The organism is Achromobacter sp. Marseille-Q4962 (assembly GCF_943737005.1).
In the GTDB taxonomy this organism is placed as follows: Bacteria; Pseudomonadota; Gammaproteobacteria; order Burkholderiales; family Burkholderiaceae_B; genus Achromobacter.
Genome location: NZ_CALSFU010000008.1, coordinates 18,821 through 44,181, shown reverse-complemented (window position 1 = coordinate 44,181; position 25,361 = coordinate 18,821). Strand labels below are relative to the sequence as shown.

Sequence of the window (25,361 nt, the reverse complement as noted above, 5' to 3'; positions counted from 1 at the left end):
CCGCTCAGAACCCCGTTCCGATCTGGAACTGGAAGCTCTGCTTGTCGTCGCCCGACTTCGAGTTGAGCGGACGGGCATACGAAAGCTGCAGCGGCCCCATGGGCGACTGCCACGACAGGCCGATACCGGCCGAGAACCGCCAGCCGCACGGATCCTCGACCTCGGAGTTGTCCTTGCCCCGCGAGCACGACTGGCCGCTGCTGGCGCCCACCTGGCCGGCGTCCGTGAACAGGAACCAGCGCAGCGTGCGGTCTTTCGAGGCGCCCGGGAACGGCAGGAACAACTGGGCGTTGGCCACGATGCGGCGGGTGCCGCCCAGGTAGTCGCCCGTAACGGTATCGCGCGGGCCGAGCGACGAGCCTTCGTAGCCCCGCACCGTGCCGATGCCGCCGGCATACACGTTCTTGATGATCGGATACGCCTTGCTGCCGTAGCTGCGGCCCCAGTCCACCATGCCGTTCAGGGCCAGCGTATAGGCGCCGCCCAGCGGCACGAAATACTGCTGCTGCGCGCTCAGCATGTAGTACTGCAGGTCCACCGTGCCCAGGTCGGCCTTCAGGCGGGTGTACGAGCCGCGCGTGGGCGCCAGCGCGCTGTCGCGCGTGTCCTTGCTCCAGCCGGCGTTGAAGATGACCGAATTGGTGGAGTCGCCGTACTCGTCCACGAAGTCGCGGTACGCCTTGGGCGAGTTGTCGTACAGGTCGATCTGGTTGTGCTCGAGGTTGGCGCCCAGGAAGATGCGGTCGTATTCCGAGATGGGCACGCCGAAGTTCATGCCCAGGCCCATGGACTTCACGCGGTAGTCGCCGTCGTTGTTGTTCCAGGGCTCGGTGACGCGGTAGTACGCCGACGTGGTGCGGCTGATGCCGTCCTTGGTCCAGTACGGATCGGTGTGCGAGAGCACCACCGCGCGGTTGGTCTTGCTGGTGTTCAGTTGCAGCGTCAGGTTGGTGCCGCTGCCGAAGACGTTGTCCTCGCTGATGCCCGCCGACAGGATGGCTTTTTCGGACGAGCCGTAGCCCACGCCCAGGTTGATCATGCCGGTGGGCTTTTCCTTCACGTCCACGTTGACGTCGACCTGGTCGGGCGAGCCCGGCACGGGGTCGGTCTTGACGTTGACGTCGCTGAAGTAGCCCAGGCGGTCGATACGGTCGCGGGAGGTCTTGATGTCTTTCGCGTCGTACCACGCCGCTTCCTGCTGGCGCATCTCGCGCCGCACCACTTCGTCGCGGGTGCGGGTGTTGCCGCCGATCTGGATGCGGCGCACGTAGACGCGGCGGCTCGGATCGACGTAGAAGGTCACGTCGGCCTCGTGCTTGGCGCGGTCGAGCTGCGGATTGGGGTTGACGTTGGCGAAGGCATAGCCCAGCTCGCCGAGGTAGTCGGTGATGGCCTTGGCGGAATCGTTGGCCTTGGCCGCCGAGAACGTCTCGCCCGGCTTGGTCTGCACGAGCTGCTCGATTTCCTTGTCCAGGCCCAGCAGGTTGCCGGCCAGCTTCACGCTGCGCACCTTGTACGGCTCGCCTTCATGCAGCGTGATCGTGATGCGGATGTCTTTGCGGTCGGGCGAAATCGTGACCTGCGGCGGCTCGACGGAAAACTCGAGATAGCCGCGGTCGAGGTAGAAGGAGCGCAGGCGCTCCAGGTCGCCCTCGAGCTTTTCGCGCGAATACTTGTCGGTGTCGGTGTACCAGGTCAGCCAGCCCGGCGTGGTGAGCTTGAATTCGTCGAGCAGGTCGCTCTCGGAAAACGCCTTGTTGCCCACGAAGCGGATTTCCTGGATGCGCGCCACCGCCCCTTCGAACACGTCGAAGCTGACGCCCACGCGGTTGCGCGGCAGCGGCGTGACCGTGGCGGTCACTTCGACGCCGTACTTGCCCTTGGAAAGGTATTGCTGCTTGAGTTCGTACTCGGCGCGCTCGAGCATGGAGCGGTCGAAGATGCGGCCTTCGGCGAAGCCCACCTGCGCCAGCGAGGTGATGATGGCCTTGGAGTCGAACTCGCGCATGCCGCTGAAATTGATCGACGCGATGGTGGGCCGCTCCTGGACCACCACGACCACGACGTTGTTCTCGGTTTCGATCTTGACGTCGGTGAAGAAGCCGGTGCCGTACAGGCGGCGGATGGCCTCGGTGGCTTCTTCCTCGGTGAACTGCTCGCCCACCTTGACCGGCAGGTACCCGAAGACGGTGCCGGGGTCGGTCCGTTGTATCCCTTCGACGCGGATATCCCGCACGACAAAAGGGTCGAAGGCATGGGCCATGGCCGGCGCCAGCAATGCGGCGATCAGACTCGGCAATACGCCCGGCAGTACACCCTTTTTGTGATGAAACATCCGGCGAAAAGACATCCTTGAGTATCCTCGGTCGTGCAAATGGCGGGGGATTTTATGCTAATTCGCGCCCGGTGTCGTGCCCCGGCCGCGCCTGCGCGCGGGGCGGGCGCTCCGGGCGGCGCACTAGGTGAACAGGCGCGTGAAGTCGTTGAAAAGAGCAAGGCCCATGAGGGCCACCAGAATGCCTAGCCCGGCGCGCTGTCCGATGCCGATCCAGCGCTCCGGCGGCGGGCTGCCCCGCACGATTTCGACGAGATAGTACAGCAGATGGCCCCCATCCAGCATGGGAATGGGAAGCAAATTCAGAACGCCGAGGCTGATGCTGATCAAGGCGATATAAGCGATGTACGCAACAATGCCGATGCGTGCGGTCTGGCCGGCGTAGTCGGCGATGGTGACCGGACCGCTGACGTTGCGCCAGGATACTTCGCCCAGGACCATGCGCCCCATCATGCGCAGCGAGAACCAGGCGGTGTCCCAGGTGCGCGCCGCGGCCCGCTGCAGGCTCTCGCCCAGACCGTAGCTGACCGTCACGCGGGGGATGTCCGCGCCCAGCTGCACGCCCAGGCGGCCGATTTCGCGGCCGTCGACCTTTTCGGCGCGGGGCGTCACGCCCACGGTGACGAGCGCGCCCTCGCGCTGCACGGACAGGGACATGTGGCGTCCCGCGCTTTCCCGGATGAGGCGCACGAGCTCGCCGGTGTCCGTGGCGGGCTGGCCGTCCGCCGCGACGATGCGGTCGCCCTGGCGCAGTCCGGCCGCCTGCCCTTCTCCGCCTTCGATGACCGAGCGCACCACCGGGCGAGGCTGGGCGAGCCGTATGCCGGCCGCGGCCAGCGGATCTTCTCCGCCCGGGGCCATGTCGTTGGGCGGCAGCACGAGCTCGCGCTCATGGGCCGCCCCCGAGGGCGCGGCCACCTCGACGCGCACGCGTCCGCCGGTGGACAGCACGTCGAGCAGACGCCAGCGGGCGTCCGTCCAGGAGGCGACTTCCTGGCCGTCGATGGAGAGAATGCGGTCGCCTTGCGCCAGCCCCGCCTGCGCGGCGGGCGTGCCCGCGGCCGGCTGGGCCAGGATGGCCTGCGGCTCCTCGGTGCCGGCGAGGTTCAGGCCGGTGTAGAGCAGCACGGCGAGCAGCAGGTTGAAGACCGGGCCGGCCAGCACGATGGCGATGCGCTTGCCCACGGGCTGGGCGTTGAAGGCCCCGGCCGCCTCGGCCGCCGGCGCGCCGGGCGGCGCGTCGTCCTGCATCTTGACGTAGCCGCCCAGGGGCAGCGCCGAAATTGCCCATTCGGTGCCGTGCTTGTCGATGCGGCGCAGCACGACCCTGCCGAAACCCAGCGAAAAGCGCAGCACCCGGACGCCGCACAGCCGCGCCACCCAGTAGTGCCCGAACTCATGGAAGATGATCAGGGAGCCAAGCGCGATGGCAAAGGCCAGCAGGGTGAAAAGCATGGGGATCCGAACCTGGAAGGCGCGCCGGTCTCAGGCGAGCCCGAGGTTGCCGGCATAGGCCCGCGACTCCGCATCGAGGGCCAGTATGTCGTCGAGATCATCGAGCGTAACAGATGCCCGTCCGGCCTGCCACTCCAGGGCGGCCTCGATGACGCGGGGAATCCAGGTGTAGGCCAGGCGTCCGGCCAGGAATGCCGCCACCGCGACCTCGTTGGCGGCATTCAGCGCCACACAGGCAGCCTGCCCGGCGCGCAGCGCGTCGAACGAGAGCGCCAGGCACGGAAACCGCGCGAAATCCGGTTTTTCGAAGTCCAGCCGGCCCAGCCGCGCCAGGTCCAGCGGCCCCACCCCGCTGTCGATGCGTTCGGGAAAACCCAGCCCGTAGGCGATGGGGGTGCGCATGTCGGGCTGGCCCAGCTGCGCCAGGATGGAGCCGTCCTCGTACTCCACCATCGAGTGCACCACGCTCTGCGGATGGACCACCACCTCGATGCGCTCGGGCGGCATGGCGAACAGCCAGTGCGCCTCGATGACTTCCAGGCCCTTGTTCAGCATGGTGGCCGAATCCACCGAGATCTTGCGTCCCATGCTCCAGTTGGGATGGGCACAGGCCTGGGCCGGGGTGACGTCGTGCAGGTCTTCGAGATCGCGCCCGCGGAACGGGCCGCCCGAGGCGGTGAGCAGCAGCCGCCGCACGCCGGGCGCGGGCGCCTGGGGCGCGATCGCCCGTCCGCCATGCGGCAGACACTGGAAGATGGCGTTATGTTCGCTGTCGATAGGCAGCAGTTCGGCGCCGTTGTCGCGCACGGCCTGCATGAACAGCGTGCCGGCGGCGACCAGCGCCTCTTTGTTGGCGAGCAGCACGCGCTTGCCCGCGCGGGCGGCGGCCAGCGCCGCCGGCAGCCCGGCCGCCCCCACGATGGCCGCCATGACGGCGTCGCATTGCGGATCGGCCGCCGTCTCGACCAGCGCCCGCGCACCCACGCGGATCTCGGGCGCCGGCCGGCCCGCCGGCCAGAGCTGCAGAAACTTCCTGCGCGCCGCGTCATCGGGCACCACCACCACCGCCGCGCCGCTGGCCTGCGCCTGCCGGGCCAGCCGGTCGATGCGGCTGTATGCCGACAGCGCATAGACCGCCAGCCGCTCCGGATGGCGCGCGATCACATCCAGCGTGCTTTCACCGATGGAACCCGTGGACCCCAGCACCACGACGCGTTGAAAAGCCGTCAAAACAACACTCCAGACAAAATTAGCGCAACCGGCGCGACCGGCAGGATCGCGTCGATGCGGTCGTACACGCCGCCGTGGCCCGGCAGCAGCCCGCTGGAATCCTTGCGGCCGGCGCGGCGCTTGAGCAGCGATTCGAACAGGTCGCCCATGATGGACACCACGCCGAGCAGCGCCGCCAGCGGCAGCGCCAGCCAGAATCCCCAGCGCGCCACCAGCGCGTGCCCGTAGCTGTCCTGCCAGAGGCTGGACAGGCCGATCCAGATCACGGCGCCCAGCACGCCGGCCACCGCGCCCTCCACCGTCTTGCCCGGGCTGACCCGCGGCGCCAGTTTACGCTTGCCGAAGGCGCGTCCGGCAAAGTATGCAGCGATGTCCGCCACCCACACCAGCGCCAGCAGCGACACCACGAACCCCGCGCCGCGGGCCAGGTACATCTGCGCCAGCACGGCCCAGGCGGCAATGACGGCGGGAATGGAGAACAGCGACCAGGGCAGGCTGGCCGGCGGGGCGTCGGACCGCCCCCGGACCACGGCGGTGCCGGCGCCCGCCAGCCAGACGGCCGCCACCAGCGGAGCCAGGTAATCGAGCAGCCAGGCGGGATCGGCCCACCCGGACCGCCGCCCCGCCAGCCAGGCCGAAGCCAGGACCAGCAGGACCGCGAAGACCAGGGCGGCCACGCCGACGGCCACCGGGCGCGACGGCGGCTGAGGAAGGGTGAGGCGCAGCCATTCCCAGTTGGCGCAGGCGGCGGCCAGGGCCAGCAGAGCCAGGAGCCACCACGGGTTGGCGCTGGCCATGGCCGCGGCCAGGATGGCCAGCAGAATGGCAGCGGTAACAATGCGCTGACCCAGCATATGAGGAGGTCTCCCTGGAGTTGGCGCGCCCGCCGGCGCTTATTTTGCCCCGCTTTCGAGAAGCTGGGCGCTGGTGCGGCCGAAGCGGCGCTCGCGCGTGCGGTACCAGTCGAATGCCGCCTGCAGTTCGTCCGCGCCGAAATCCGGCCAATAGCGCTCCGTGAAGTAGAACTCCGCGTAGGCCATCTGCCAGATCAGGAAATTGGAAATGCGCTGCTCGCCGCCGGTGCGGATGAACAGGTCGGGCTCGGGCGCCCAGGCCATGGACAGGTGCCGCGACAGGCTTTCCTCGTCCACGCGCTCGGGGTGGCTGGCCAGAGCAGGGTCGGCGGCCAGCATGGCGCGCACGGCCTGCAGGATGTCCCAGCGGCCGCCGTAATTGGCCGCCACGGTCAGGTGCAGGCGGTCGTTATGGCGCGTGCGCTCCTGGGCCGCATGGATCAGCTCCTGCAGCCGGGGCTCGAAGGCGGAAAGATCGCCGATGACGTGCAGGCGCACGCCCTGCTCCTGGAGCTTGTCGACCTCGCGCTCCAGGGCCTGCACGAAGAGGCGCATGAGCAGCGAGACTTCCTCGGCGGGCCGGCGCCAGTTCTCGGAGCTGAAGGCAAAGAGGGTCAGGTAGCGCACCCCCGCTCGGCCGCAGGCCTCGACCACGCGGCGCACCGCCTGCACGCCCTTGGCGTGCCCCGCCGTCCTGGGCAGCAGCCGCTTCGTCGCCCACCGCCCATTGCCATCCATGATGATGGCCACGTGTTCGGGAATGTCCCGGGTTTCGGGTATCGCCTGAGTCGAGCTGATTGCCATGAGGTAAGGACTTGCGCGGAATGGCCGGCTGGAAAAGGAAGGCCTGGGCCGTCGCGCCGCTTCGCCGGGCGTGGCGGCGCGCGGGGACCAGGATGCTGGCCGCGCGGACGGATGCGGCCCGTCCGGCGCGACGCGCCGCGCGGCGGCGCGGCGCCAGCGATTATACGGTCATGATTTCCGCTTCTTTCTGGGCGACCATCTTGTCGATCTCGGCGACATGGCGGTCGGTCAGCTTCTGGACGTCGTCCTGGGCGCGGCGCTCGTCGTCCTCGGAGATCTCCTTGTCCTTGACGAGTTTCTTCAGGGCGTCGTTGGCCTCGCGGCGCAGGTTGCGCACGGCGACCTTGGCATCCTCGCCTTCGCTGCGCACGACCTTGGTGAGATCGCGGCGGCGCTCTTCGGTGAGGGCCGGCATGGGAACGCGGATGGTATCACCCATGGACATGGGGTTCAGGCCCAGGTCCGACTCGCGGATCGCCTTCTCGATGACCGAGGCCATGTTCTTCTCGTAGGGCTGCACGCTGATGGTGCGCGCGTCGACCAGGTTGAGGTTGGCGACCTGGCTCACGGGCACCGGCGAACCGTAGTACTCGACCTGGACGTGATCCAGGATGCCGGTGTGGGCGCGGCCCGTGCGGATCTTGGACAGGTTGGTCTTGAGCGTTTCAAGCGACTTGACCATCCTGGATTCTGCGGATTTGCGGATATCTGCGACGCTCATGGTATTTCCTTTTTTAAACGTGTACCAACGTGCCTTCGTCTTCGCCGGCGACCACGCGCTTGAGCGCGCCGGACTTGTTGATCGAAAACACCTTGATCGGCAGTTTCTGGTCGCGGCACAGCGCGAAAGCGGTGGCGTCCATGACCTCGAGGCGGCGGACGATGGCCTCGTCGAAGCTGATGCGCGCATAGCGCGTGGCGGTGGGATCCTTGTTGGGATCCGCGCTGTAGATGCCGTCGACCTTGGTGGCCTTCAGCACGATCTCCGCGCCGATCTCGGCGCCGCGCAGGGCGGCGGCGGTATCGGTCGTGAAGAACGGATTGCCCGTGCCGGCGGCGAAGATGACGACCCGGCCTTCTTCCAGGTAGCGCAGGGCCTTGGGCCGGATGTAGGGTTCGACGACCTGGTCGATATTCAGGGCGGATTGCACGCGGGTGTCCACGCCCTTGTGTTTGAGCGCGTCCTGCAGGGCAAGCGCGTTCATGATGGTGGCCATCATGCCCATGTAGTCGGCGGTGGCGCGGTCCATGCCCTGCGCCCCCGGGGCGACGCCACGGAAGATGTTGCCCCCGCCGATGACGATGGCCAGCTCGACGCCCATGGCGGCAACCTCGGCGATCTCATCGGTCATGCGGACGATGGTGGCGCGGTTGATGCCGAAGGCGTCCTCGCCCATCAGCGCCTCGCCGGAAAGTTTGAGAAGAACCCGTTTGTATGATCTGCTGCTCATAGGAGATATCCCGAGGAACAATCCGACGAAAGTGTAAGACAAGAAATAGGCCGGACTAGAAATATCTAGCACCGGCCCTTAAGCACTACCTTGCAGCTCAGGCGCGGCCGGCGGCAGCGGCGGCAACCTCAGCGGCAAAATCGCTGGTCTTCTTCTCGATACCTTCGCCGACGACGAACAGCACGAACTTGCTGATCGAAGCGCCCTTTTCCTTGAGCATCTGCTCGACGGACTGCTTGTCGTTCTTGACGAAGGGCTGCGACAGCAGCGTCACTTCCTTCAGGTACTTCTGGATCGAACCTTCGACCATCTTGGCGACGATCTCGGCGGGCTTGCCCGACTCGGCGGCCTTCTGCTCGGCGACCGAGCGCTCGGCGGCGATGTCGGCGGCCGGCACGCCATCGGCGTTCAGGGCCTTGGGCTTGGTGGCCGCGATGTGCATGGCCAGGTCCTTGCCCACTTCCTCGGCGCCGGCGTACTCGACCAGCACGCCGATGCGGCCGCCGTGCACGTAGCTGGCCAGCGCGTTCGGCGTCTCGATGCGCTCGAAGCGGCGGATGGTCATGTTTTCGCCGATCTTGCCGATCAGGGCGGTGCGGGTGGTTTCGACGGTGCCTTCACCGTAGGGCAGCGCGGACAGCGCGGCCACGTCAGCGGGGTTCTGCGTGGTGACCAGCTCGGCCAGCTTGTTCACGAAGGCGACGAAGTCATCGTTCTTGGCCACGAAGTCGGTTTCGCAGTTGACTTCGATGACGGCGCCCTTCTTGGCGTCGGGAGAGATGAACAGACCGATCAGGCCTTCGGCCGTGACGCGGGCGGCGGCCTTGCTGGCCTTGTTGCCCAGCTTGACGCGCAGGATTTCTTCGGCGCGGGCCAGATCGCCTTCGGCCTCCGTCAAGGCCTTCTTGCACTCCATCATGGGCGCATCGGTCTTTTCGCGCAGTTCCTTGACCAGGGCGGCGGTAATTTCAGCCATGTTTGCTCCAAATTTCGCTAAGACTTGCCCCGGCAGGCCGGGGCAATGATTGATTCGGTGTGGAGCCCACCGCGGGGGGCGGGCGGAGGAAGACGGGAGCCCGTCCTCGCAGGCCGGCCGGGCCGGGGCGGCGCGCGCCCCGGAACGCTATCGGCCGGACCGACAGGCTCAGGCCTGGTTGTCCTGCACTTCCACGAACTCTTCCTGGCCTTCGCCCAGCTCTTCGACCAGGCCGTTCAGGTTCTGCTCGCGGCCTTCCAGCACCGCGTCGGCGACGCCCTTGGCGTACAGCGCGATGGCCTTGGCCGAGTCGTCGTTGCCAGGGATGACGTAGTCGATGCCTTCGGGCGAGTGGTTGGTGTCAACCACGGCCACGACCGGGATGCCCAGCTTCTTGGCTTCGGCGATGGCGATCTTGTGGTAGCCGACGTCGATGACGAACAGCGCATCGGGCAAGCCGTTCATGTCCTTGATGCCGCCGATGGACTTGTTCAACTTTTCCAGTTCGCGCTGGAACAGCAGGCCTTCCTTCTTGATCATGCGCTCGGCGCCGCCTTCGGCGACCACGGCTTCCATGTCCTTCAGGCGCTTGACCGAGCTCTTGACCGTCTTGAAGTTGGTCAGCATGCCGCCGAGCCAGCGGGCGTCGACGTAGGGCATGCCGCAGCGGGCGGCTTCGGCGGCCACCAGTTCGCGGGCGGCGCGCTTCGTGCCCACGAACAGGATGTTGCCGCCGCGGGCGGCGAGCTGCTTCACGAACTTGGTGGCTTCGAGGTACTTCTCAACCGTCTTTTCGAGGTTGATGATGTGAATCTTGTTGCGATGGCCGAAGATAAAGGGGGCCATCTTGGGGTTCCAGTAGCGGGTCTGGTGACCGAAGTGGACACCCGCTTCCAGCATTTCGCGCATCAGGGACATGACATTCTCCAAGGGTTGTTTCTTGCGCCGCACCTGCATCGGCCTCCGGCCGACACCCTGGGTGGTGCTGCGCGCGATTTCCCGCCTCATGGCGGGATTACAGGATTTTAACCGGGCCGGCCGATCGCCGCCTCGTGCCGCGGCGCCCGAAGGCACCGCGGCACGAGGCGGCAATGAAACCCAGACAGCCGTCACGATCGAGAGCCGCGCCATGCGCGGATGGTTTCACGGGCGGTTCATAACCCGGCCATGCCTTGTTGGCCGCGACATCCGGCTACCTTGCGCCGGGCGGTGTCGCCACCGCCCGGGCCATCAGACCGCCGGGGCATTTCTTGAGAAAACACCAGGGTTTTCAAGAACTTAATCCGCGATCCGCACGGAACCTGCATCGCTGCTCGAAGGCACGGCCGGGCTTACAGACACGCCGCACCCGGCAACACTTTCCGGTGCGCCTGCCTGCCGCGGACCGCTCCTTGCGGATCGCGCCGCCGCCCTGTCGCGCCGCCCGCGCAACGCCCGGTCCGCGCCGCGCGCCCCGCCCGCCAGCCTGGCTGCAACCTTCGCTTGCAACCAGACGGCAGGCGACACGCGCCGCCCGAAACCAGGCCCCGCGCAAGCCGCGCGGCAGGCCGCCGGCAAACCCGACAGGACCAACCGCAACAGGCCGGCAAACGCCAAAAAACGCCGCCGGGCCCGGCTCTTGCCGTAACCCTCTGAACCGCCTCTAAAACTGTTTCTAGAACCGTCTCTAAAACCGTCTCTAAAACCGTCTCTTAACCGCGTCTCTTAATCGTAGACCCGATCAATACTCAATACCGACCCCAAAAATTCGGGGAAGCCTATAATTCTACTATTCTTTCAGCCAGACATTCAAGCAAGAGAGCCTCAGTCATCCATGGGCATCATCACGAACGCGGCCGACCTGGCCAAAATGCGCGCCGCCTGCCAGGACGCCGCCAAGATCCTCGATTTCATCACGCCGTACGTCAAGCCGGGAGTGACCACGGGCGAGCTCGACCGCCTGTGCCTGGAGTACCTCACCGATGAGCTCAAGGTGAAATCGGCCACCGTGGGCTACGCCCCGCCGGGCTATCCGCCCTTTCCCGGCGCCATCTGTACCTCGGTCAACCACCAGGTCTGCCATGGCATCCCGGGCGACAAGGTCCTGAAAAACGGGGACTGCCTCAACATCGACGTCACCATCATCAAGGACGGCTGGTTCGGCGACACCAGCCGCATGTACGCGGTGGGCGAGCAGTCCATCCTGGCCCGCCGCCTCACCGACATCACTTTCGAGTGCATGTGGAAGGGCATCCAGCAGGTCAGGCACGGCGCCACGCTGGGCGACGTGGGCAACGCCATCCAGCGCCATGCCGAGGCCAACGGCTTCTCGGTGGTGCGCGAATTCTGCGGTCACGGCATCGGCCAGCGCTTCCACGAAGACCCGCAGGTGCTGCACTACGGCAAGCCCGGCACGGGCGTGACGCTCGAAACCGGCATGCTCTTCACCATCGAGCCTATGATCAACGCCGGCCGCCGCGAAATCCGCCAGCTGTCCGACGGATGGACGGTCGTGACGCGCGATCACAGCCTGTCCGCGCAATGGGAGCATGCTGTGTGCGTAACCGAAACGGGCTGCGAAGTGCTGACGGTGTCGCCCGGCATGCCCCGGCCGCCCGCTTTCATCGAGGGCTCGTCCGTCGTCCTCGCCCCCGTCTGATCCACCCTGCCCGACCCGCTCCGCCATGACCGCCGCCAGTCTCACTTCGCTGCGAGAACGCATCCAGGAATCCCGGCGCAAGGCGGTGGAGCAGTTTCGCCAGCACGAGCGCCCCGACACGCTGTTGACGGAGCTGCGCCGCATCGTGGACGCGGCGCTGCGCGACCTCGTCAAGCATGCGCCCCTGCCGGCCGGCGCGGCGCTGGCCGCCGTGGGCGGCTACGGACGCGGCGAGCTGTATCCGCATTCGGACGTGGACCTGCTCATCCTGCTGCCCCACCCGCCCACGCCCGAAGACGAGTCGGCCATCGAAAAACTCGTGGCCGCGCTGTGGGACCTCGGGCTGGAACCCGGCCACAGCGTGCGCACCATCGAAGACTGCGAGCGCGAGGCCGCGGCGGACATCACGGTCGAGACGGCGCTGCTGGAATCGCGCTTCCTGGCCGGCAGCCGCACGCTGATGAAGAAATTCGAGGCCGCGACCCGGTCGCGCCTGGATCCGCGCGCCTTCTTCCGCGCCAAGCGGGTCGAAATGCAGCAGCGGCATGCGCGCTACCAGGACACGCCCTACGCCCTGGAGCCCAACTGCAAGGAATCGCCGGGCGGCCTGCGCGACCTGCAGGTCATCCTGTGGATGGCGCGCGCCGCCGGCTTCGGCAGCACCTGGCGCGCGGTCGCCCAGAACGGGCTGCTGACGCAGTCCGAGGCGCGCGACCTGCGCCGGGCCGAGCAAGCCTTCAAGCGTCTGCGCATCGAATTGCACCTGCTCGCGCGCCGGCGCGAAGACCGGGTGCTGTTCGACCTGCAGCCCGCGCTGGCCGGGGTGTACGGCATCCACGCCACGGCGACCCGCCGCGGCAGCGAGCTGCTGATGCAGCGCTACTACTGGGCGGCCCGCCTCGTCACGCAGCTCAACGTCATCCTGGTCCAGAACATCGAGGAGCGCCTGTTTCCGCGGCCTGACGGCGACGCGCACGACATCGACGACGATTTCCGCAACCTGCGCGACCGCCTCGACATCATTCGCGACGACGGTTTCGAGCGCAACCCGACCCTGCTGCTGCGCGCGTTCCTGGTCATGCAGCAGCATCCCGAACTGATCGGCATGTCGGCGCGCACCCTGCGCGCCATCTGGCACTCGCGTCACCGCATCGACGCGCAGTTCCGCCGCAATCCGGTGAACCGCAAACTGTTCCTGCAGATCCTGCAGCAGCCGCGCGGCATCGTGCACGAGCTGCGCCGCATGACCATGCTGAACATCCTGCCGCGCTACCTGCCGGTCTTCCGCCGCATCGTGGGCCAGATGCAGCACGATCTCTTCCATGCCTACACGGTGGACCAGCACACGCTGGCGGTGGTGCGCAACCTGCGGCGCTTCACCATGCCCGAGCATGCCCAGGAGTATCCGCTGGCCAGCCAGCTCATCGCCGGGCTCGACCGCCACTGGCTGCTCTACGTGGCGGCGCTTTTCCACGATATCGCGAAGGGCCGGGGCGGCGACCATTCCGAACTGGGCGCGCGCGAGGTGCGCCGCTTCGCCCTGGACCACGGGCTGGATCCCGAAGACGCGAAGCTGGTGGAATTCCTGGTGCGCCAGCACCTGCTGATGTCGGCCGTGGCGCAGAAGCGCGACCTCTCCGACCCGGCGGTCATCCAGGATTTCGCCGCCACCGTCAAGGACGAGCGCCACCTCACCGCGCTCTACCTGCTGACCGTGGCCGACATCCGGGGCACCAGCCCCAAGGTCTGGAACGCCTGGAAAGGCAAGTTGCTCGAAGACCTGTACCGGCTCACGCTGGCGGCGCTGGGCGGCGCCCATGCCGACGCCCATACGGTGCTGACGGAGCGCAAGGAGGAAGCCGCGCGCCTCACGCGGCTGGCCGGCCTGCGCGATGAAGCCCGCGAGGCATTCTGGAACCAGCTCGACGTGGCGTATTTCCTGCGCCACGAAGCGTCCGACATCGCCTGGCACACGCGCCATCTCTATTACCAGGTGGCGCCCGACGGGCCGGTGGTGCGCGCCCGCCCCACGGAGCACGGCGAAGGCCTGCAGGTCATGGTGTACACGCGCGACGTGCCCGACCTGTTCGTGGCGATCTGCGGCTACTTCGACGCCAAATCGCTCTCCATCCAGGACGCGCGCATCCACACCACCCGCCACGGGTGGGCGCTGGACAGTTTCATCGTGCTGCCGCCGGACGGCGCATCCGACCTGCGCGCGCAGGCCACGCTGATCGAGCATGAGCTGGCCGGGCGCCTGCGCGATCCGCAAGGCGCCCATGCGCCCGCGACAGGCCATTTCGGCCGCGCGCGCCAGTCGCGCGTCTCCAAAGTGTTTCCCGTCATGCCCCAGGCCGAATTGCAGCCGGACGAACGCAGCAAGTCGTGGCGGCTGTCGGTAACGGCCACCGACCGCCCCGGGCTGCTGTACGCGCTGGCCCGCGTATTCGCCCGCCACGAAGTGAACCTGCTCATGGCCAAGATCATGACGCTGGGCGACCGGGTGGAAGACGTGTTCATCGTGGACGGCGCCGCGCTGGAGCGGCCGCGCTCGCAGATGCAGTTCGAACGCGACGTGCTGGACGCCCTGGCGGGCGAGGATACCCGCCGGCAGGCCGCCTGACGCCGCGGCGCGCCAGCGCATACAATCCGGTTTTCGGCCCGCCTTCCTGCTGCCCATGGGGATCAACGACTTTCTGCGCGCGTTCGGCTCCAGCTTTTTCTTCACCGTGGCCACGCTGCTGCCGTTTCTCAATCCGCCCGCCATCGCGCCGATCTTTCTCTCGCTGACCGAGGGCGCGTCGTCGGCCACCCGCACGGTGCTGGCCAAGCGCGTCGCCATCAACGTGGGGCTGATGCTGGCGGTGGCCATGGTGGCGGGCAACGTGGTGCTGAGCTTTTTCGGCATTTCCCTGTCCATCGTGCGCGTGGGCGGCGGCATGCTGGTCATCGCCAGCGCCTGGCGCCTGGTCAACTCGCCGGACGCGGACACCGAGCGCGTCGCGCGCATGGCCGAGTCGTTCACGCCCGAAATGGCGCGCTCGCGGGCCTTTTACCCCCTGACCTTTCCCATCAGCTGCGGCCCGGGCTCCATCGCCGCGGCCATCACCGTGGGCGTTTCGCTGCGCGACCAGCACGCCGGGCTCAGCCTGCTGCGGCTGGCGGGCTCGCTGCCGGGCATTCTGCTGGTTTCGGCCACGCTCTACGTCTGCCTGCGCTTCGCCGCGCAGATGCTGCACCGGCTGGGCGACAACGGCACCGCGGTCTTCATGCGCATGTCGGCCTTCATCATGCTCTGCCTGGGCGTGCAGATCTTCTGGGAAGGCGCGCGCGACCTGGTGCTGGCCCTGTTGCAGCAGTCCATGCAACCAATTCCCGTCCACCCGGCCTAAAGCGTGTCGCCCCTGGACCCACGCCATTCTCCCGGCCTATTTCCCTGTCCTGCTTCCCATGCCCATGCATTCCCATTCCCAACGCCTGCTCCGTCTCATCGCCCTCTTCTGCTTCGCGGCGGTCGGCATCGCGCTCGCGTCCCAGCATCTGTTCGACATGCCGCCCTGCGCGTGGTGCGTCATGCAGCGCCTGATCTACCTGGTCATCGGCGTGGCCGCCCTGCTGTGCAGCCTGGGCGGGGGCGGACTGGCGCGCCTGGGCGGCGGACTGGCCGCGGCGCTGTCGCTCTGCGGCGTCGCGGCGGCCTGGTACCAGTACAGCGTGGCCGCACAGATGCTGTCGTGCGACCAGACCTTCGCCGACCGCTTCATGAGCGGCCTGGGCCTGGACGCCGCCGTGCCCTGGCTGTTCGGCATCTACGCCACCTGCATGGACGCGGTGGTGTCGGTAATGGGCATCGAGTACGCGTTGTGGAGCCTGGCGCTTTTCGCGATCCTGTTCTTCATGGCGCTGCCCGTGCTGTTCCGGCGCGGCGCGCAATGAAAAACCCCCGGCGCCCGGATGCGATTCCGGGCGCCGGGGGCAGGTCCGGGCGCGGCAGGCGTTCTTGCGCGCTCCGCCGCGGCCTCAGCCCTCAGGCGTCGTTGGCCGCGTAGCCCATGTTGAACTGCAGCCCGCCCGGCGGCTCGTCGGTGCCGGCGTCCGCGCGCGACTGGCCCAGGCGGGCCAGGTATTCGGCGGTGATATCCCCGGTGACGTATTCTCCGTCGAAGCACGACGCCTCGAAGCGGGTCAGCGCGGGATTGATGTCGCGCACGGCCTGCTGCATGTCGGCCAGGTCCTGGTAGACCAGGCTGTCGGCGCCGATGGTGCGGGCGATTTCCTCGTCGCTGCGGCCGGTGGCGATGAGCTCCTTCTGGGTGGGCATGTCGATGCCGTACACGTTGGGGAAGCGCACCGGAGGCGCGGCCGAGGCGAAGTACACCTTGTTGGCGCCCGCCGCGCGCGCCATTTCGACGATTTCGCGGCTGGTGGTGCCGCGCACGATGGAGTCGTCGACCAGCAGCACGTTCTTGCCCTTGAACTCCATGCCAATGGCATTGAGCTTCTGGCGCACCGACTTGCGGCGCACGGCCTGCCCGGGCATGATGAAGGTGCGCCCCACGTAGCGGTTCTTGATGAGCCCCTCGCGGTAGTCCAGGTTCAGGCGCGCGGCGAGCTGCATGGCGGCCGGGCGCGACGAATCGGGAATCGGCATGACCACGTCGATGTCGCCCAGGCGCATGTTGCGCGCCACCTTGTCGGCCAGGTATTCGCCCATGCGCAGGCGGGCGTCGTAGACGGACACGCCGTCGATCAGCGAATCCGGGCGGGCGAAGTACACGTATTCGAAAATGCAGGGCACGAGCTGCGGATTCTCGGCGCACTGGCGGCTCACCAGGCGGCCGTCCAGGTCGATGAACACCGCCTCGCCCGGCGCCACGTCGCGCACGAACGAAAAGCCGCTGCCCTCCAGCGCCACCGATTCCGAGGCCACCATCCATTCGACACCTTCGTCGGTGTCCTGGCGGCCGATGCACAGCGGACGGATGCCGTAGGGGTCGCGGAAGGCCAGCAGGCCGTAGCCCGAGATCTGCGCCACCACCGCATAGGCGCCCCGCACGCGCTTGTGCACGGCGGCCACCGCGCGGAACATGGCGTCGTCGTCCAGCGACACACCGCTGGCGGCCGATTGCAGCTCGTGCGCGAGCACGTTGAGCAGCACTTCGGAATCGGAATTGGTGTTGATGTGGCGGCGATCGACGCGGTAGAGCGATTCGCGCAGCTCGCGCCAGTTGGTCAGGTTGCCGTTGTGGGCGAACATGATGCCGAACGGGGCGTTCACGTAGAACGGCTGGGCTTCTTCTTCGCTGGCGCTGGAGCCCGCGGTGGGATAGCGAACCTGTCCGATGCCCGAGTTGCCGGGCAGCGCGCGCATGTTGCGCGTGCGGAAGACGTCGCGCACCAGCCCATGCGCCTTGAACATATTGAACTGGGTGCCCTGCGACGTCGCAATGCCCGCGGCGTCCTGCCCGCGATGCTGCAACAGCAGCAAGCTGTCATAGAGGAGCTGGTTGACCGGCCCGCGCCCGATGACGCCTACGATTCCACACATGGTGAGATTTCCTGGTTGATTTAAAGCAGATCAATACGGCAGCAGCGCCGCCAGCGAAGGCGGCAGCCACGTCTTGATGTGTCGGATGGCCTCGATGGCCGAATGCGAAAACATGGCGTCCTTCCACCACGGCTCTTCGGGCAGCGGCGTATAGCCGGCCGCGGCGACCAGGGCCAGCACGATCAACAGCCCCCGCGCCAACCCGAACATCCCGCCCAGGCCGTGGTCGGCGGGACCGAGTCCGGTGGTGCGGATCAAGGCGGCAAGCGTCATGTTGACCAGACCCACGCCCAGCAGCACGATGATGAACACGGCGGCGTAGGACACCCCCATGCGCAGCATCGTCGTTTCAATATAGGGCTCCAGCCAGCCATAGACCGTGGGGCCCCACCACACGGCCGCCACGAACGCCAGCAGATACGCCAGCAGCGACAGCACCTCTTTCAGCAGGCCGCGCACCAGGCCCAGCACACCCGATACCGCCAGGATGGCCAGCACGACGAAATCGAAGCCGGTCACTACTGGGCGGCGATGAAGCCATTGTCATAGCCCAGGGTGCGCAGGCGCGCCTGGGCCGCTTGCGCCGCCTCGCGCGAGGGGAACGGCCCCACGCGCAGGCGGTACTGCTGCTTGCCTCCGATGTTGGCGGGCTCGACGAAAGCATTGGTGACGCCGGCCTGGTGCAGCTTGGTCCGGCGCGACTGCGCGTCTTCCGCCGTGGTGTAGGCCGCGATCTGCAGCACGAAATTGCCTTTGGACGACTGCGCCTTGGGCGCGGAGGCGGCCGGGGCCGAGTGCCCTTCGAGCAGCGCCAGGGCGCGCGAGCCGTCGTCGGTGCGGCTGTCGGCGGGCTTGGCCGCCGGCTTGGGTTCGGGCTTGGGCTCGGCGGGCTTCGTTTCCGGCCTGGTCTCGGGCCGGCTTTCGGGCTTGGCCGCGGCCGCCGGCGGCTGCGCATGCTGCGGCGCCTGGGCGGCAGCGGGAGGCTGCTGCGGCGTGGCCGAGGCCAGCGGCGGCGGAACCGCGGCGGGGTCGGAAGACGCGGCGGGCGGGGTTTCCTCGGCAGGAGCGGCGGGCGCCGCGGCCTGGGGCTCGCTCACCTGAGGCTGGAACGGCGTATTGCGCTCGGGGACGCGGATGGGAATGTTGTCGGCGACCGGCTGGGGCTGCGAATCGAGCACCATGGGCAGCACGATGACCGCTGCCAACACCAGCGCGACGGCTCCGGCCAGCCTGCGCCGCGCCCTGCCGCGCATTTCGGCGGCCTGGACCTCGCTGGGCACGGCAGCCCGTCGGGAGGTCTGCGCCTGCTCGGCGGGATCTTTGCGTTTGAAAAAACCCATGGAAGAGAATTCCTTGCGGCGGCTTGCGACGGTGCATCGGGCCGCCGCGCTTGCGGCCCTTGCCTAGGCCTTGCGGCCCAGCGCCTGCAAAACCGAGGCGACGGTAAGAAACGAACCGAATACCACGATTCTATCATTCTCCCCCGCCTGTTCGCGCGCCGCCGCATAGGCCGCCGCCGGGTCGGGGAAGGCGCGCACGGAGGGGCTGTCCTCGCCCGCGGCCGGAGGCGGCAGGGCCACGCGCACCCGCTCGGCCAGCTCCTCTCCCGTGCCGCCGCGCGGCCCGGGCAGGCCCGCACAGAACCAGTTGTCGACACGCGCGCCCAGCCTGGCCACCACGCCGGCCAGGTCCTTGTCGCTCAGCATGCCGAACACCGCGTGGGTGTAGGGATGAAAGCCCATGTTGTCGAGGTTCTGCGCAAGCACAGCCGCGGCGTGCGGATTGTGCGCCACGTCCAGGATGACCGTGGGCTGACCCGGCAGGATCTGGAAGCGCCCCGGCAGAGAAGCCTGCAGCAGCCCCTGACGCACCGCCTGCTGGGGCACCGGTAGGCGGTCGCGCACCGATTCCAGCGCCGCCAGCGCCGCCGAGGCATTGAGCAGCTGGTTGGCGCCGCGCAGGGCCGGATAGGCCAGCGCGCTGCGGCGCTGCGAGCGGCCGCCATAGGCCCATTGCTGGCGGTCGCCCGAGTAATTGAAGTCGCGCCCGAACAGCCAGAGGTCCGCGCCGATTTCCGCGGCGTGGTCGAGCAGGGATTGCGGCGGCTGCGGGTCGCTGCACACGGCCGGACGCCCGGGGCGGAAGATGTGCGCCTTCTCGAAGCCGATTTTCTCGCGCGTGTCGCCCAGCCAGTCGGTATGGTCGAGATCGACGCTGGTGACGATGGCGCAGTCGGCGTCCACGATGTTGACGGCGTCCAGCCGCCCGCCCAGTCCCACTTCCAGCACCACGGCGTCGAGCCGGGCGAGCGAAAACAGGCGCAGAATGGCCAGGGTGGTGAACTCGAAATAGGTGAGCGACACCTCGCCCCGCGCGGCCTCCACCGCCTCGAACTGGGCGATGAGGTCGGCGTCGGAGGCGATCTGGCCGTTGATGCGGGCCCGCTCGTTGAAATCGATGAGGTGCGGCGACGTATACAGCCCCACCTTGTAGCCCGCGGCCAGCAGGATGGATTCGAGCATGGCGCAGGTGGAGCCTTTGCCGTTGGTGCCGCCCACAACGAATTTCACGCCGTCCAGCGCCAGCCCCAGCCGCCGCGCCACTTCCCGCACGCGGTCCAGCCCCAGGTCGATGGCCGTGGCGTGGATGGACTCCAGGTATTGCAGCCAATCGGCCAAAGTGGCGGCGGCCTCGGGTTTGGATATGGGTTTGCGCACGGAGGGCATGGCGAAAAGCGGGAAAGGGACAGCCCGTCATTCTAGCAGCGCCGACCCGGTGTTTTCCCTGATTTCCCCAGGCGCGGCGGGGTCGGCCGGCAAAAAAGCCCTTGCCCTGGTTTTTCTCATACGTGAAAATGAATTCACATATAAAAATTATGGAGACCTCCATGACGCAGCGATCGACCCCCTCCTGGCTGGTGCGCGAGGCGGAAGTGCCCGGCTACCATCCCGCCAACCATACCGGCACGCTCAACCGCCGCCTCATCGGCCCCGACACGGTCGGCTCGCGCCACGTGGAAGTGCTGCTGGGCGTCATCGAAAAAGGCCAGGGCGCCCTGCCCCACGCGCACCCGGGCATCGAGCAGGTCTGCTACCTGATCTCGGGCACCGCGCGCGCCCAGGTCGCAGACGAGTCCGCCGACATGCAGCCGGGCGACTGCTGTTATTTCCCACCCGACATCCCCCATGTCTTTACCGTCACCAGCGACGAGCCCGCAAGGCTGCTGGTGATCTACACCCCGCCCTACGAGGAATCCCCGGACCGCGTCATCCGCGGCTTCGCGGCGTCCTGACACGGCGTACCGCCGGCAGCGGCCGGAGAAAGCCGCGCCACTCCATCCCTCCAACGGAGACAACCGATGCAAGCCAAAACCCTGTTGCGCGCCCTGGCGGCCGCCTGCGCCGTCCTCGCGGCCGCGCCGGCCGCGCGGGCCGACACCTACCCCAGCAAGCCCATCACGCTGATCGTGCCCTTCCCCGCGGGCTCGGGCACCGATGCCGTGGGCCGCATCTTCGGCGCCGAGCTCGGCAACATCCTGGGCCAGCAGATCGTCGTGGAGAACAAGCCCGGCGCCAATGCGACCATCGCCGCCAGCTATGTGGCGCGCGCCAAGCCGGACGGCTACACGCTGTTCGTCACCACCAACACCTCGCATTCGGCCGCGCCCTTCCTGATGAAGAACGTGCCATACGATCCCGTCAAGGATTTCACCCCCATCGCGCGCGGCGGCAACCTGCCCTTCATCCTGGTGGTCAATCCGAAGCGGCCCTGGAAATCGGTGGGCGACCTGATCGCCGACGCGCGCCAGCATCCAGGCAAGATCACCTATGCCAGCGGCAACAGCACGGGCATCGTGGCCGGGGCCACGCTGTCCAACCGCGCCAAGGTGGATCTGCTGCACATTCCCTACAAGGGCACGCCGCAGGCCCTGACCGACGTGGTCGGCGGCCAGGTGGATTTCATGTTCACCGACCTCGCCTCGGGCCTGCCGTTCGTGCAGTCGGGCCAATTGCGCGCCCTGGCGGTGTCGACCGCCCAGCGCAGCGCCATCGTGCCCGACCTGCCCTCCATGGCCGAGTCCGGCGTGCCCGACTTCGACCTCAATTCCTGGAACGGCTATTTCGGCCCGGCCGGCATGCCGCCGGACATCGTGGCCAAGCTCAACGCCGCCATCAAACAGGTGGTTGCCAAACCCGACGTGCGCCAGCGCCTGGCCGCGCTCGGATTCGACGCCTTCTCCAGCACGCCCGAGGAATTCGCGCAGTTCGTCAGCGAACAGCGCGACCTCTGGGGCAAGCTCATCCGCGACGCGGGGATCGAACAGCAATGACGGAATCCGCATCCCAAGGCGCCGCCGGCCCGCTGGCCGGCGTGCGCATCCTGGACCTGAGCTCGGTGGTGATGGGCCCGTACGCGACGCAGGTGCTGGCGGACCTGGGCGCCGACGTCGTCAAGGTCGAATCGCCGGCCGGCGACAATATGCGGGCGGTGGGGCCCATGCGCAATCCCGGCATGGGCCATCTCTACCTGCACCTGAACCGCAACAAGCGCTCGGTGGTCCTGGACCTGAAGACGCCGGAGGGCCGCGAGGCCTGCCTGAAACTGGCCGAGGACTGCGACGCCCTGCTCTACAACATCCGGCCGCAAGCCATGGCCCGGCTGGGCCTGTCGTACGAGGACGTGGCGGCGCGCAATCCGCGCATCGTCTACCTGGGCGCCTACGGTTTCAGCGAAGACGGGCCGTATGCGGGCCGCCCCGCCTACGACGACCTGATCCAGGGGCAGACCGGCATCGCCGCCCTGTACCAGCAGCAGACCGGCGACGTGCCGCGCTATGCGCCGCTCACCCTGGCCGACCGCGCCGTGGGCCTGCACGTGGGCATCGCGCTGGTGTCGGCCGTGCTGCACGCGCGCCAGTCCGGCCGGGGACAGCAGGTGGAGATTCCCATGTTCGAAGGCATGGCCCACCTGGTGCTCGGCGACCACCTGGGCGGCGCCACCTTCGATCCGCCGCTCGGCCCCACCGGCTACGCGCGCCTGCTGGCGCCGCACCGCCGCCCCTACGCCACATCCGACGGCTATATCTGCCTGCTGATCTACAACGACAAGCACTGGCGCAATTTCTTCGACCTGATCGGCCGCCCCGAACTCGGCCAGGATCCGCGCTTCTGCACGCACGGCGCGCGCGCCGCGCACATCGGCGAGGTGTACGCCTTCGTGGCCGAGGTCATCGCCACGCGCGACACGGCATCCTGGCTGCGCGACCTGGCCGGGGCCGACATCCCGGCCTCGGCGCTCTACACCGTGGACGCCCTGCTGGAAGACGAGCACCTGGCGGCCACGCGCTTCGTCCGCGACGTGGACCACCCCACCGAGGGCAGGCTGCGCACCACCGCCCCGCTGGGCCGCTACCAGGGCACCCCGACCGCGATCCGCCGGCCCGCCCCCACGCTGGGCCAGCACAGCCGCGAAATACTGGGCGAAGCGGGCTACGACGCCGCGCAGATCGACGCCATGATCGCCCGTGGCATTACCCAAGAGGGAACCTGACGATGGACTTTGAATTCACTTCCGAGCAACTGGCGCTGCGTGACGCCGTCTCCCGCATCTGCGAACGCTACACCGACGAATACTGGCTGGAGCGCGACCGCGAGGGCGGGTTTCCCGAACCCCTGCACGCCGACCTGGCGCGCGACGGCTGGCTGGGCATCGCCATGCCCCAGGAATACGGCGGCGCCGGTCTGGGCATGACCGAGGCCGCCCTCATGATGCAGACCATCTCCGCCTCCGGCGCGGGGTTCACGGGCGCCTCCGCCGTGCACATGAACATCTTCGGGCTCAACCCCGTCGTGGTGTTCGGCACCGACGAGCAGCGCAAGCGCTGGCTGGAACCGCTGATCGCGGGCCGCGAAAAAGCCTGCTTCGCCGTCACCGAGCCGGACGCCGGCCTGGACACCACCAAGCTGGGCACGCGCGCGGTGCGCGAGGGCGACGAATACGTCGTGCACGGCCGCAAGATATGGATCTCCACCGCCCAGGTGGCCGACAAGATGCTGCTGCTGGCGCGCACCACGCCGCTGTCGGAAGTGAGCAAGCCCACCCAGGGCCTGTCGCTCTTCTATACCGACCTGGACCGCTCCAAGGTCGAGGTGCGCGAAATCGAGAAAATGGGCCGCAAGGCGGTGGACTCCAACATGTTGTTCATCGACGGCCTGCGCATTCCGGTGGCCGACCGCATCGGCGAGGAAGGCCGCGGGTTCGAGTACATCCTGCATGGCCTGAACCCCGAGCGCATCCTCATCGCGGCCGAGGCGGTCGGCATCGGCCGCGCCGCCCTGGACCGGGCCGTGAAATACGCGGGAGAGCGCGTGGTGTTCGGCCGGCCCATCGGCCAGAACCAGGGTATCCAGCATCCCCTGGCCCAGGCCTGGATGCAGCTCGAGGCCGCCGACCTGATGGTTTTCAAGGCGGCCAGTCTCTACGACGCCGGCAAACCCTGCGGCCCCTACGCCAATTCGGCCAAGTACCTGGCCGCCGAGGCCGGCTACAACGCCTGCCAGACCGCCGTCATGACCCTGGGCGGCATGGGCTACGCCAAGGAGTACCACGTGGAGCGCCTGCTGCGCGAGAGCTTCATTCCGCGCATCGCGCCGGTCAGCCCGCAGCTCATCATGTGCTTCATCGCGGAAAAGGTGCTGGGCCTGCCCAAGTCTTACTGAACGCCGCCCCGGGGCCGTCCCGCCGCGCGGGACAGCCCGGCGGCGCGTTCACGCCTGCTGCTCCAGCGCCGTGCAGGCCGCGCGCAGGATGCGCGCGTATTCTTCCTGGCGCGGCTCGATCCGGTAGATCGGCCCGCCCACCGAAATGGCGTAATGCTCGCCCGAGAGCGTCAGGGGCCAGGCGATGGCCCCCACGTCCGCGATCGACTCCCCGCTGTTCATGAACCAGCCGCGCTGGCGCGAGAGGCGGATATCCTCTTCCAGCGCCTGCAGGCTGGTCAGCGTGCGCTCGTTGTAGCGGGTGAGCGGCTGGCCGCCCAGCATCTGCGCGCGGGTTTTCTCGTCTTGTAGCGAAATGAGCGCTTTTCCCAGCGAATTCGCGTGAATATCCTTGAATTCGCCGGCAACCGGCGCATACCGGATGGTGTGCGGCGAATCGAGCACGTCCAGGTAGACCACGCGGGCGTCGGGCGTGAGCTTGGCAAAGACCACGGTTTCGCGCGTGGCGTCGCGCAGCTCGGTAAGGCTGGGATACACCCGGTCCAGCACCGGGTCGGCGCGGGCGATGCGCTGCGCCATGGCCAGCAGGCGGCCCGTGGGGTAATAGCCCTGGCGCCGGCCCGTTTCATACAGATATCCCAGCCCGGTCAGGGTGCGGATGAGCGCCAGGCAGCTCGATACCGGCACGTCGAGCAGGCGGGCAAGTTCCGACAGCGGCAGGGCGCGCTTCTCGCGGGCATAGGTTTCGATGATTTCGATCACGCGCAGCGCGGTCTTGACGCTCATTGCCCCATCCAGACGATTAGCTTGTGAAACATTTCGGCCGCCCGGCCCTAAAGTTCATTCTGACGTGGCCGTAATGGTAGCTGAGAATTCCCTGAAAACAGCGCGTTCCTCCGAGACGCACCACGCCTGCTGGAGTGATCATGGCCGTATCTCCCATCGCCCCCGCCGCCGTCCTCGCGACGCCTGCGGCGGCCGCCCCCGTCCCCGTTGCCGCCGAACCGGCCGTCTCGGTGACGCCCGCGGCGGCCGCTACCGACAACGCGGGGCCGGACTCCTCGACTTCCCGCCAGCAGTCCGGGTCGCAGAAGCTGCCCATCGAAAGGGCGCTGGACGAAATCAACGACCAGATGAAAGCCTGGTCCACCCAATTGCAGTTCGAGGTGGACCCCGACGTGCACCAGGTGGTGGTGTCCGTGGTGGACGCCGAGTCGGGCGACGTGATCCGCACGATACCCAGCGAAGCCGTGCTGAAGATCGCCAAAATGATCGTGAACATGCAAGGAAACGGCATCAAGACCTCGGCCTGAGCGTTTTTCCGCGCCCAACCCGGCGGAAAGGCCGAAAT

23 protein-coding genes are annotated in these 25,361 nt (G+C 67.7%); 9 read left to right on the top strand and 14 right to left on the bottom strand.

Annotated features, from left to right (window positions below):
- Nucleotides 1-4: 4 nt before the first annotated feature.
- The 9 genes from bamA to rpsB form a co-directional block, all read right to left on the bottom strand.
- Complete coding sequence (gene bamA / locus NGJ44_RS08670; protein ID WP_053245258.1) at nt 5-2,350, bottom strand: outer membrane protein assembly factor BamA; 2,346 nt, start codon at nt 2,348-2,350, stop codon at nt 5-7.
- Nucleotides 2,351-2,458: 108 nt separating this feature from the next.
- Nucleotides 2,459-3,790, bottom strand: coding sequence for an RIP metalloprotease RseP (rseP, locus tag NGJ44_RS08665; protein WP_251863692.1), 1,332 nt, complete (start codon nt 3,788-3,790; stop codon nt 2,459-2,461).
- Between the two features lie 30 nt (nt 3,791-3,820).
- Nucleotides 3,821-5,020: a 1-deoxy-D-xylulose-5-phosphate reductoisomerase gene (locus NGJ44_RS08660; RefSeq protein WP_251863691.1), complete on the bottom strand. Its 1,200-nt coding sequence runs from the start codon at nt 5,018-5,020 to the stop codon at nt 3,821-3,823.
- Nucleotides 5,017-5,874, bottom strand: a complete 858-nt coding sequence (locus tag NGJ44_RS08655; protein ID WP_251863690.1) for a phosphatidate cytidylyltransferase — start codon at nt 5,872-5,874, stop codon at nt 5,017-5,019. The genes NGJ44_RS08660 and NGJ44_RS08655 overlap by 4 nt, the downstream gene beginning before the upstream one ends.
- Before the next feature lie 39 nt (nt 5,875-5,913).
- Entirely contained in the window at nt 5,914-6,678 is a 765-nt protein-coding gene (gene uppS, locus NGJ44_RS08650) for a polyprenyl diphosphate synthase (protein WP_251863689.1), read from the bottom strand.
- A 160-nt stretch (nt 6,679-6,838) separates the two neighbouring features.
- Nucleotides 6,839-7,399, bottom strand: a complete 561-nt coding sequence (frr, locus tag NGJ44_RS08645; protein WP_251863688.1) for a ribosome recycling factor — start codon at nt 7,397-7,399, stop codon at nt 6,839-6,841.
- A gap of 13 nt (nt 7,400-7,412) precedes the next feature.
- A complete protein-coding gene (gene pyrH, locus NGJ44_RS08640) occupies nt 7,413-8,129 on the bottom strand; it encodes a UMP kinase (protein WP_251863687.1) in 717 nt (238 codons plus the stop codon).
- 97 nt (nt 8,130-8,226) lie between these two features.
- Nucleotides 8,227-9,105 carry a translation elongation factor Ts gene (gene tsf / locus NGJ44_RS08635; protein ID WP_053245260.1) on the bottom strand — a complete coding sequence of 293 codons (879 nt, stop codon included), beginning with the start codon at nt 9,103-9,105 and terminating at the stop codon, nt 8,227-8,229.
- Nucleotides 9,106-9,273: 168 nt separating this feature from the next.
- Complete coding sequence (rpsB, locus tag NGJ44_RS08630; protein ID WP_053245259.1) at nt 9,274-10,023, bottom strand: 30S ribosomal protein S2; 750 nt, start codon at nt 10,021-10,023, stop codon at nt 9,274-9,276.
- Between the two features lie 895 nt (nt 10,024-10,918).
- Here rpsB and map point away from each other — a divergent pair.
- From map to NGJ44_RS08610, 4 genes are all read left to right on the top strand, one after another.
- A complete protein-coding gene (gene map / locus NGJ44_RS08625) occupies nt 10,919-11,743 on the top strand; it encodes a type I methionyl aminopeptidase (protein WP_053245261.1) in 825 nt (274 codons plus the stop codon).
- Nucleotides 11,744-11,768: 25 nt separating this feature from the next.
- On the top strand, nt 11,769-14,366 hold the full coding sequence (locus NGJ44_RS08620) for a [protein-PII] uridylyltransferase (RefSeq protein ID WP_251863686.1): 2,598 nt from the start codon (nt 11,769-11,771) through the stop codon (nt 14,364-14,366).
- A 55-nt stretch (nt 14,367-14,421) separates the two neighbouring features.
- On the top strand, nt 14,422-15,135 hold the full coding sequence (locus tag NGJ44_RS08615; protein WP_053245263.1) for a MarC family protein: 714 nt from the start codon (nt 14,422-14,424) through the stop codon (nt 15,133-15,135).
- Nucleotides 15,136-15,199: 64 nt separating this feature from the next.
- A complete protein-coding gene (locus NGJ44_RS08610; protein ID WP_053245266.1) occupies nt 15,200-15,679 on the top strand; it encodes a disulfide bond formation protein B in 480 nt (159 codons plus the stop codon).
- Between the two features lie 91 nt (nt 15,680-15,770).
- On the opposite strand, the gene purF is transcribed toward NGJ44_RS08610, so the two are convergent.
- The 4 genes from purF to folC form a co-directional block, all read right to left on the bottom strand.
- Nucleotides 15,771-17,291, bottom strand: coding sequence for an amidophosphoribosyltransferase (gene purF / locus NGJ44_RS08605; protein WP_053245264.1), 1,521 nt, complete (start codon nt 17,289-17,291; stop codon nt 15,771-15,773).
- A 30-nt stretch (nt 17,292-17,321) separates the two neighbouring features.
- On the bottom strand, nt 17,322-17,810 hold the full coding sequence (locus NGJ44_RS08600) for a CvpA family protein (RefSeq protein ID WP_053245265.1): 489 nt from the start codon (nt 17,808-17,810) through the stop codon (nt 17,322-17,324).
- On the bottom strand, nt 17,810-18,631 hold the full coding sequence (locus NGJ44_RS08595; protein ID WP_251863685.1) for an SPOR domain-containing protein: 822 nt from the start codon (nt 18,629-18,631) through the stop codon (nt 17,810-17,812). Before NGJ44_RS08595 ends, NGJ44_RS08600 begins: the two co-directional genes overlap by 1 nt.
- Nucleotides 18,632-18,694: 63 nt before the next feature.
- Nucleotides 18,695-20,017: a bifunctional tetrahydrofolate synthase/dihydrofolate synthase gene (gene folC / locus NGJ44_RS08590; RefSeq protein WP_502802119.1), complete on the bottom strand. Its 1,323-nt coding sequence runs from the start codon at nt 20,015-20,017 to the stop codon at nt 18,695-18,697.
- Between the two features lie 161 nt (nt 20,018-20,178).
- Between folC and NGJ44_RS08585 the strand changes: the two genes are divergently transcribed.
- The 4 genes from NGJ44_RS08585 (at nt 20,179) to NGJ44_RS08570 (ending at nt 24,010) form a co-directional block, all read left to right on the top strand.
- A complete protein-coding gene (locus tag NGJ44_RS08585) occupies nt 20,179-20,583 on the top strand; it encodes a cupin domain-containing protein (RefSeq protein ID WP_251863683.1) in 405 nt (134 codons plus the stop codon).
- Nucleotides 20,584-20,649: 66 nt separating this feature from the next.
- Entirely contained in the window at nt 20,650-21,621 is a 972-nt protein-coding gene (locus tag NGJ44_RS08580; RefSeq protein ID WP_251863682.1) for a Bug family tripartite tricarboxylate transporter substrate binding protein, read from the top strand.
- The gene (locus tag NGJ44_RS08575; RefSeq protein WP_053246367.1) at nt 21,618-22,841 is read left to right on the top strand and encodes a CaiB/BaiF CoA transferase family protein; all 1,224 of its coding nucleotides are present in this window, start codon (nt 21,618-21,620) and stop codon (nt 22,839-22,841) included. The genes NGJ44_RS08580 and NGJ44_RS08575 overlap by 4 nt, the downstream gene beginning before the upstream one ends.
- A gap of 2 nt (nt 22,842-22,843) precedes the next feature.
- Nucleotides 22,844-24,010 (top strand): acyl-CoA dehydrogenase family protein, encoded by a 1,167-nt coding sequence (locus NGJ44_RS08570; RefSeq protein ID WP_053246366.1) that lies wholly within the window; start codon nt 22,844-22,846, stop codon nt 24,008-24,010.
- A gap of 48 nt (nt 24,011-24,058) precedes the next feature.
- Here NGJ44_RS08570 and NGJ44_RS08565 read toward each other — a convergent pair whose 3' ends face one another.
- Nucleotides 24,059-24,796, bottom strand: coding sequence for an IclR family transcriptional regulator (locus NGJ44_RS08565; RefSeq protein WP_053246365.1), 738 nt, complete (start codon nt 24,794-24,796; stop codon nt 24,059-24,061).
- Between the two features lie 140 nt (nt 24,797-24,936).
- Between NGJ44_RS08565 and NGJ44_RS08560 the strand changes: the two genes are divergently transcribed.
- Nucleotides 24,937-25,323, top strand: coding sequence for a flagellar protein FlaG (locus NGJ44_RS08560; protein ID WP_053246364.1), 387 nt, complete (start codon nt 24,937-24,939; stop codon nt 25,321-25,323).
- Nucleotides 25,324-25,361: the final 38 nt, after the last annotated feature.

Excerpts from the sequence above, each read along its gene's own strand:
- bamA (WP_053245258.1), bottom strand. The coding sequence starts at position 2,350 with ATGTCTTTTCGCCGGATGTTTCATCACAAAAAGGGTGTACTGCCGGGC.
- rseP (WP_251863692.1), bottom strand. The coding sequence starts at position 3,790 with ATGCTTTTCACCCTGCTGGCCTTTGCCATCGCGCTTGGCTCCCTGATC.
- NGJ44_RS08655 (WP_251863690.1), bottom strand. The coding sequence starts at position 5,874 with ATGCTGGGTCAGCGCATTGTTACCGCTGCCATTCTGCTGGCCATCCTG.
- uppS (WP_251863689.1), bottom strand. The coding sequence starts at position 6,678 with ATGGCAATCAGCTCGACTCAGGCGATACCCGAAACCCGGGACATTCCC.
- frr (WP_251863688.1), bottom strand. The coding sequence starts at position 7,399 with ATGAGCGTCGCAGATATCCGCAAATCCGCAGAATCCAGGATGGTCAAG.
- pyrH (WP_251863687.1), bottom strand. The coding sequence starts at position 8,129 with ATGAGCAGCAGATCATACAAACGGGTTCTTCTCAAACTTTCCGGCGAG.
- tsf (WP_053245260.1), bottom strand. The coding sequence starts at position 9,105 with ATGGCTGAAATTACCGCCGCCCTGGTCAAGGAACTGCGCGAAAAGACC.
- rpsB (WP_053245259.1), bottom strand. The coding sequence starts at position 10,023 with ATGTCCCTGATGCGCGAAATGCTGGAAGCGGGTGTCCACTTCGGTCAC.
- map (WP_053245261.1), top strand. The coding sequence starts at position 10,919 with ATGGGCATCATCACGAACGCGGCCGACCTGGCCAAAATGCGCGCCGCC.
- NGJ44_RS08620 (WP_251863686.1), top strand. The coding sequence starts at position 11,769 with ATGACCGCCGCCAGTCTCACTTCGCTGCGAGAACGCATCCAGGAATCC.
- NGJ44_RS08615 (WP_053245263.1), top strand. The coding sequence starts at position 14,422 with ATGGGGATCAACGACTTTCTGCGCGCGTTCGGCTCCAGCTTTTTCTTC.
- NGJ44_RS08610 (WP_053245266.1), top strand. The coding sequence starts at position 15,200 with ATGCATTCCCATTCCCAACGCCTGCTCCGTCTCATCGCCCTCTTCTGC.
- purF (WP_053245264.1), bottom strand. The coding sequence starts at position 17,291 with ATGTGTGGAATCGTAGGCGTCATCGGGCGCGGGCCGGTCAACCAGCTC.
- NGJ44_RS08595 (WP_251863685.1), bottom strand. The coding sequence starts at position 18,631 with ATGGGTTTTTTCAAACGCAAAGATCCCGCCGAGCAGGCGCAGACCTCC.
- folC (WP_502802119.1), bottom strand. The coding sequence starts at position 20,017 with ATGCCCTCCGTGCGCAAACCCATATCCAAACCCGAGGCCGCCGCCACT.
- NGJ44_RS08585 (WP_251863683.1), top strand. The coding sequence starts at position 20,179 with ATGACGCAGCGATCGACCCCCTCCTGGCTGGTGCGCGAGGCGGAAGTG.
- NGJ44_RS08580 (WP_251863682.1), top strand. The coding sequence starts at position 20,650 with ATGCAAGCCAAAACCCTGTTGCGCGCCCTGGCGGCCGCCTGCGCCGTC.
- NGJ44_RS08575 (WP_053246367.1), top strand. The coding sequence starts at position 21,618 with ATGACGGAATCCGCATCCCAAGGCGCCGCCGGCCCGCTGGCCGGCGTG.
- NGJ44_RS08570 (WP_053246366.1), top strand. The coding sequence starts at position 22,844 with ATGGACTTTGAATTCACTTCCGAGCAACTGGCGCTGCGTGACGCCGTC.
- NGJ44_RS08565 (WP_053246365.1), bottom strand. The coding sequence starts at position 24,796 with ATGAGCGTCAAGACCGCGCTGCGCGTGATCGAAATCATCGAAACCTAT.
- NGJ44_RS08560 (WP_053246364.1), top strand. The coding sequence starts at position 24,937 with ATGGCCGTATCTCCCATCGCCCCCGCCGCCGTCCTCGCGACGCCTGCG.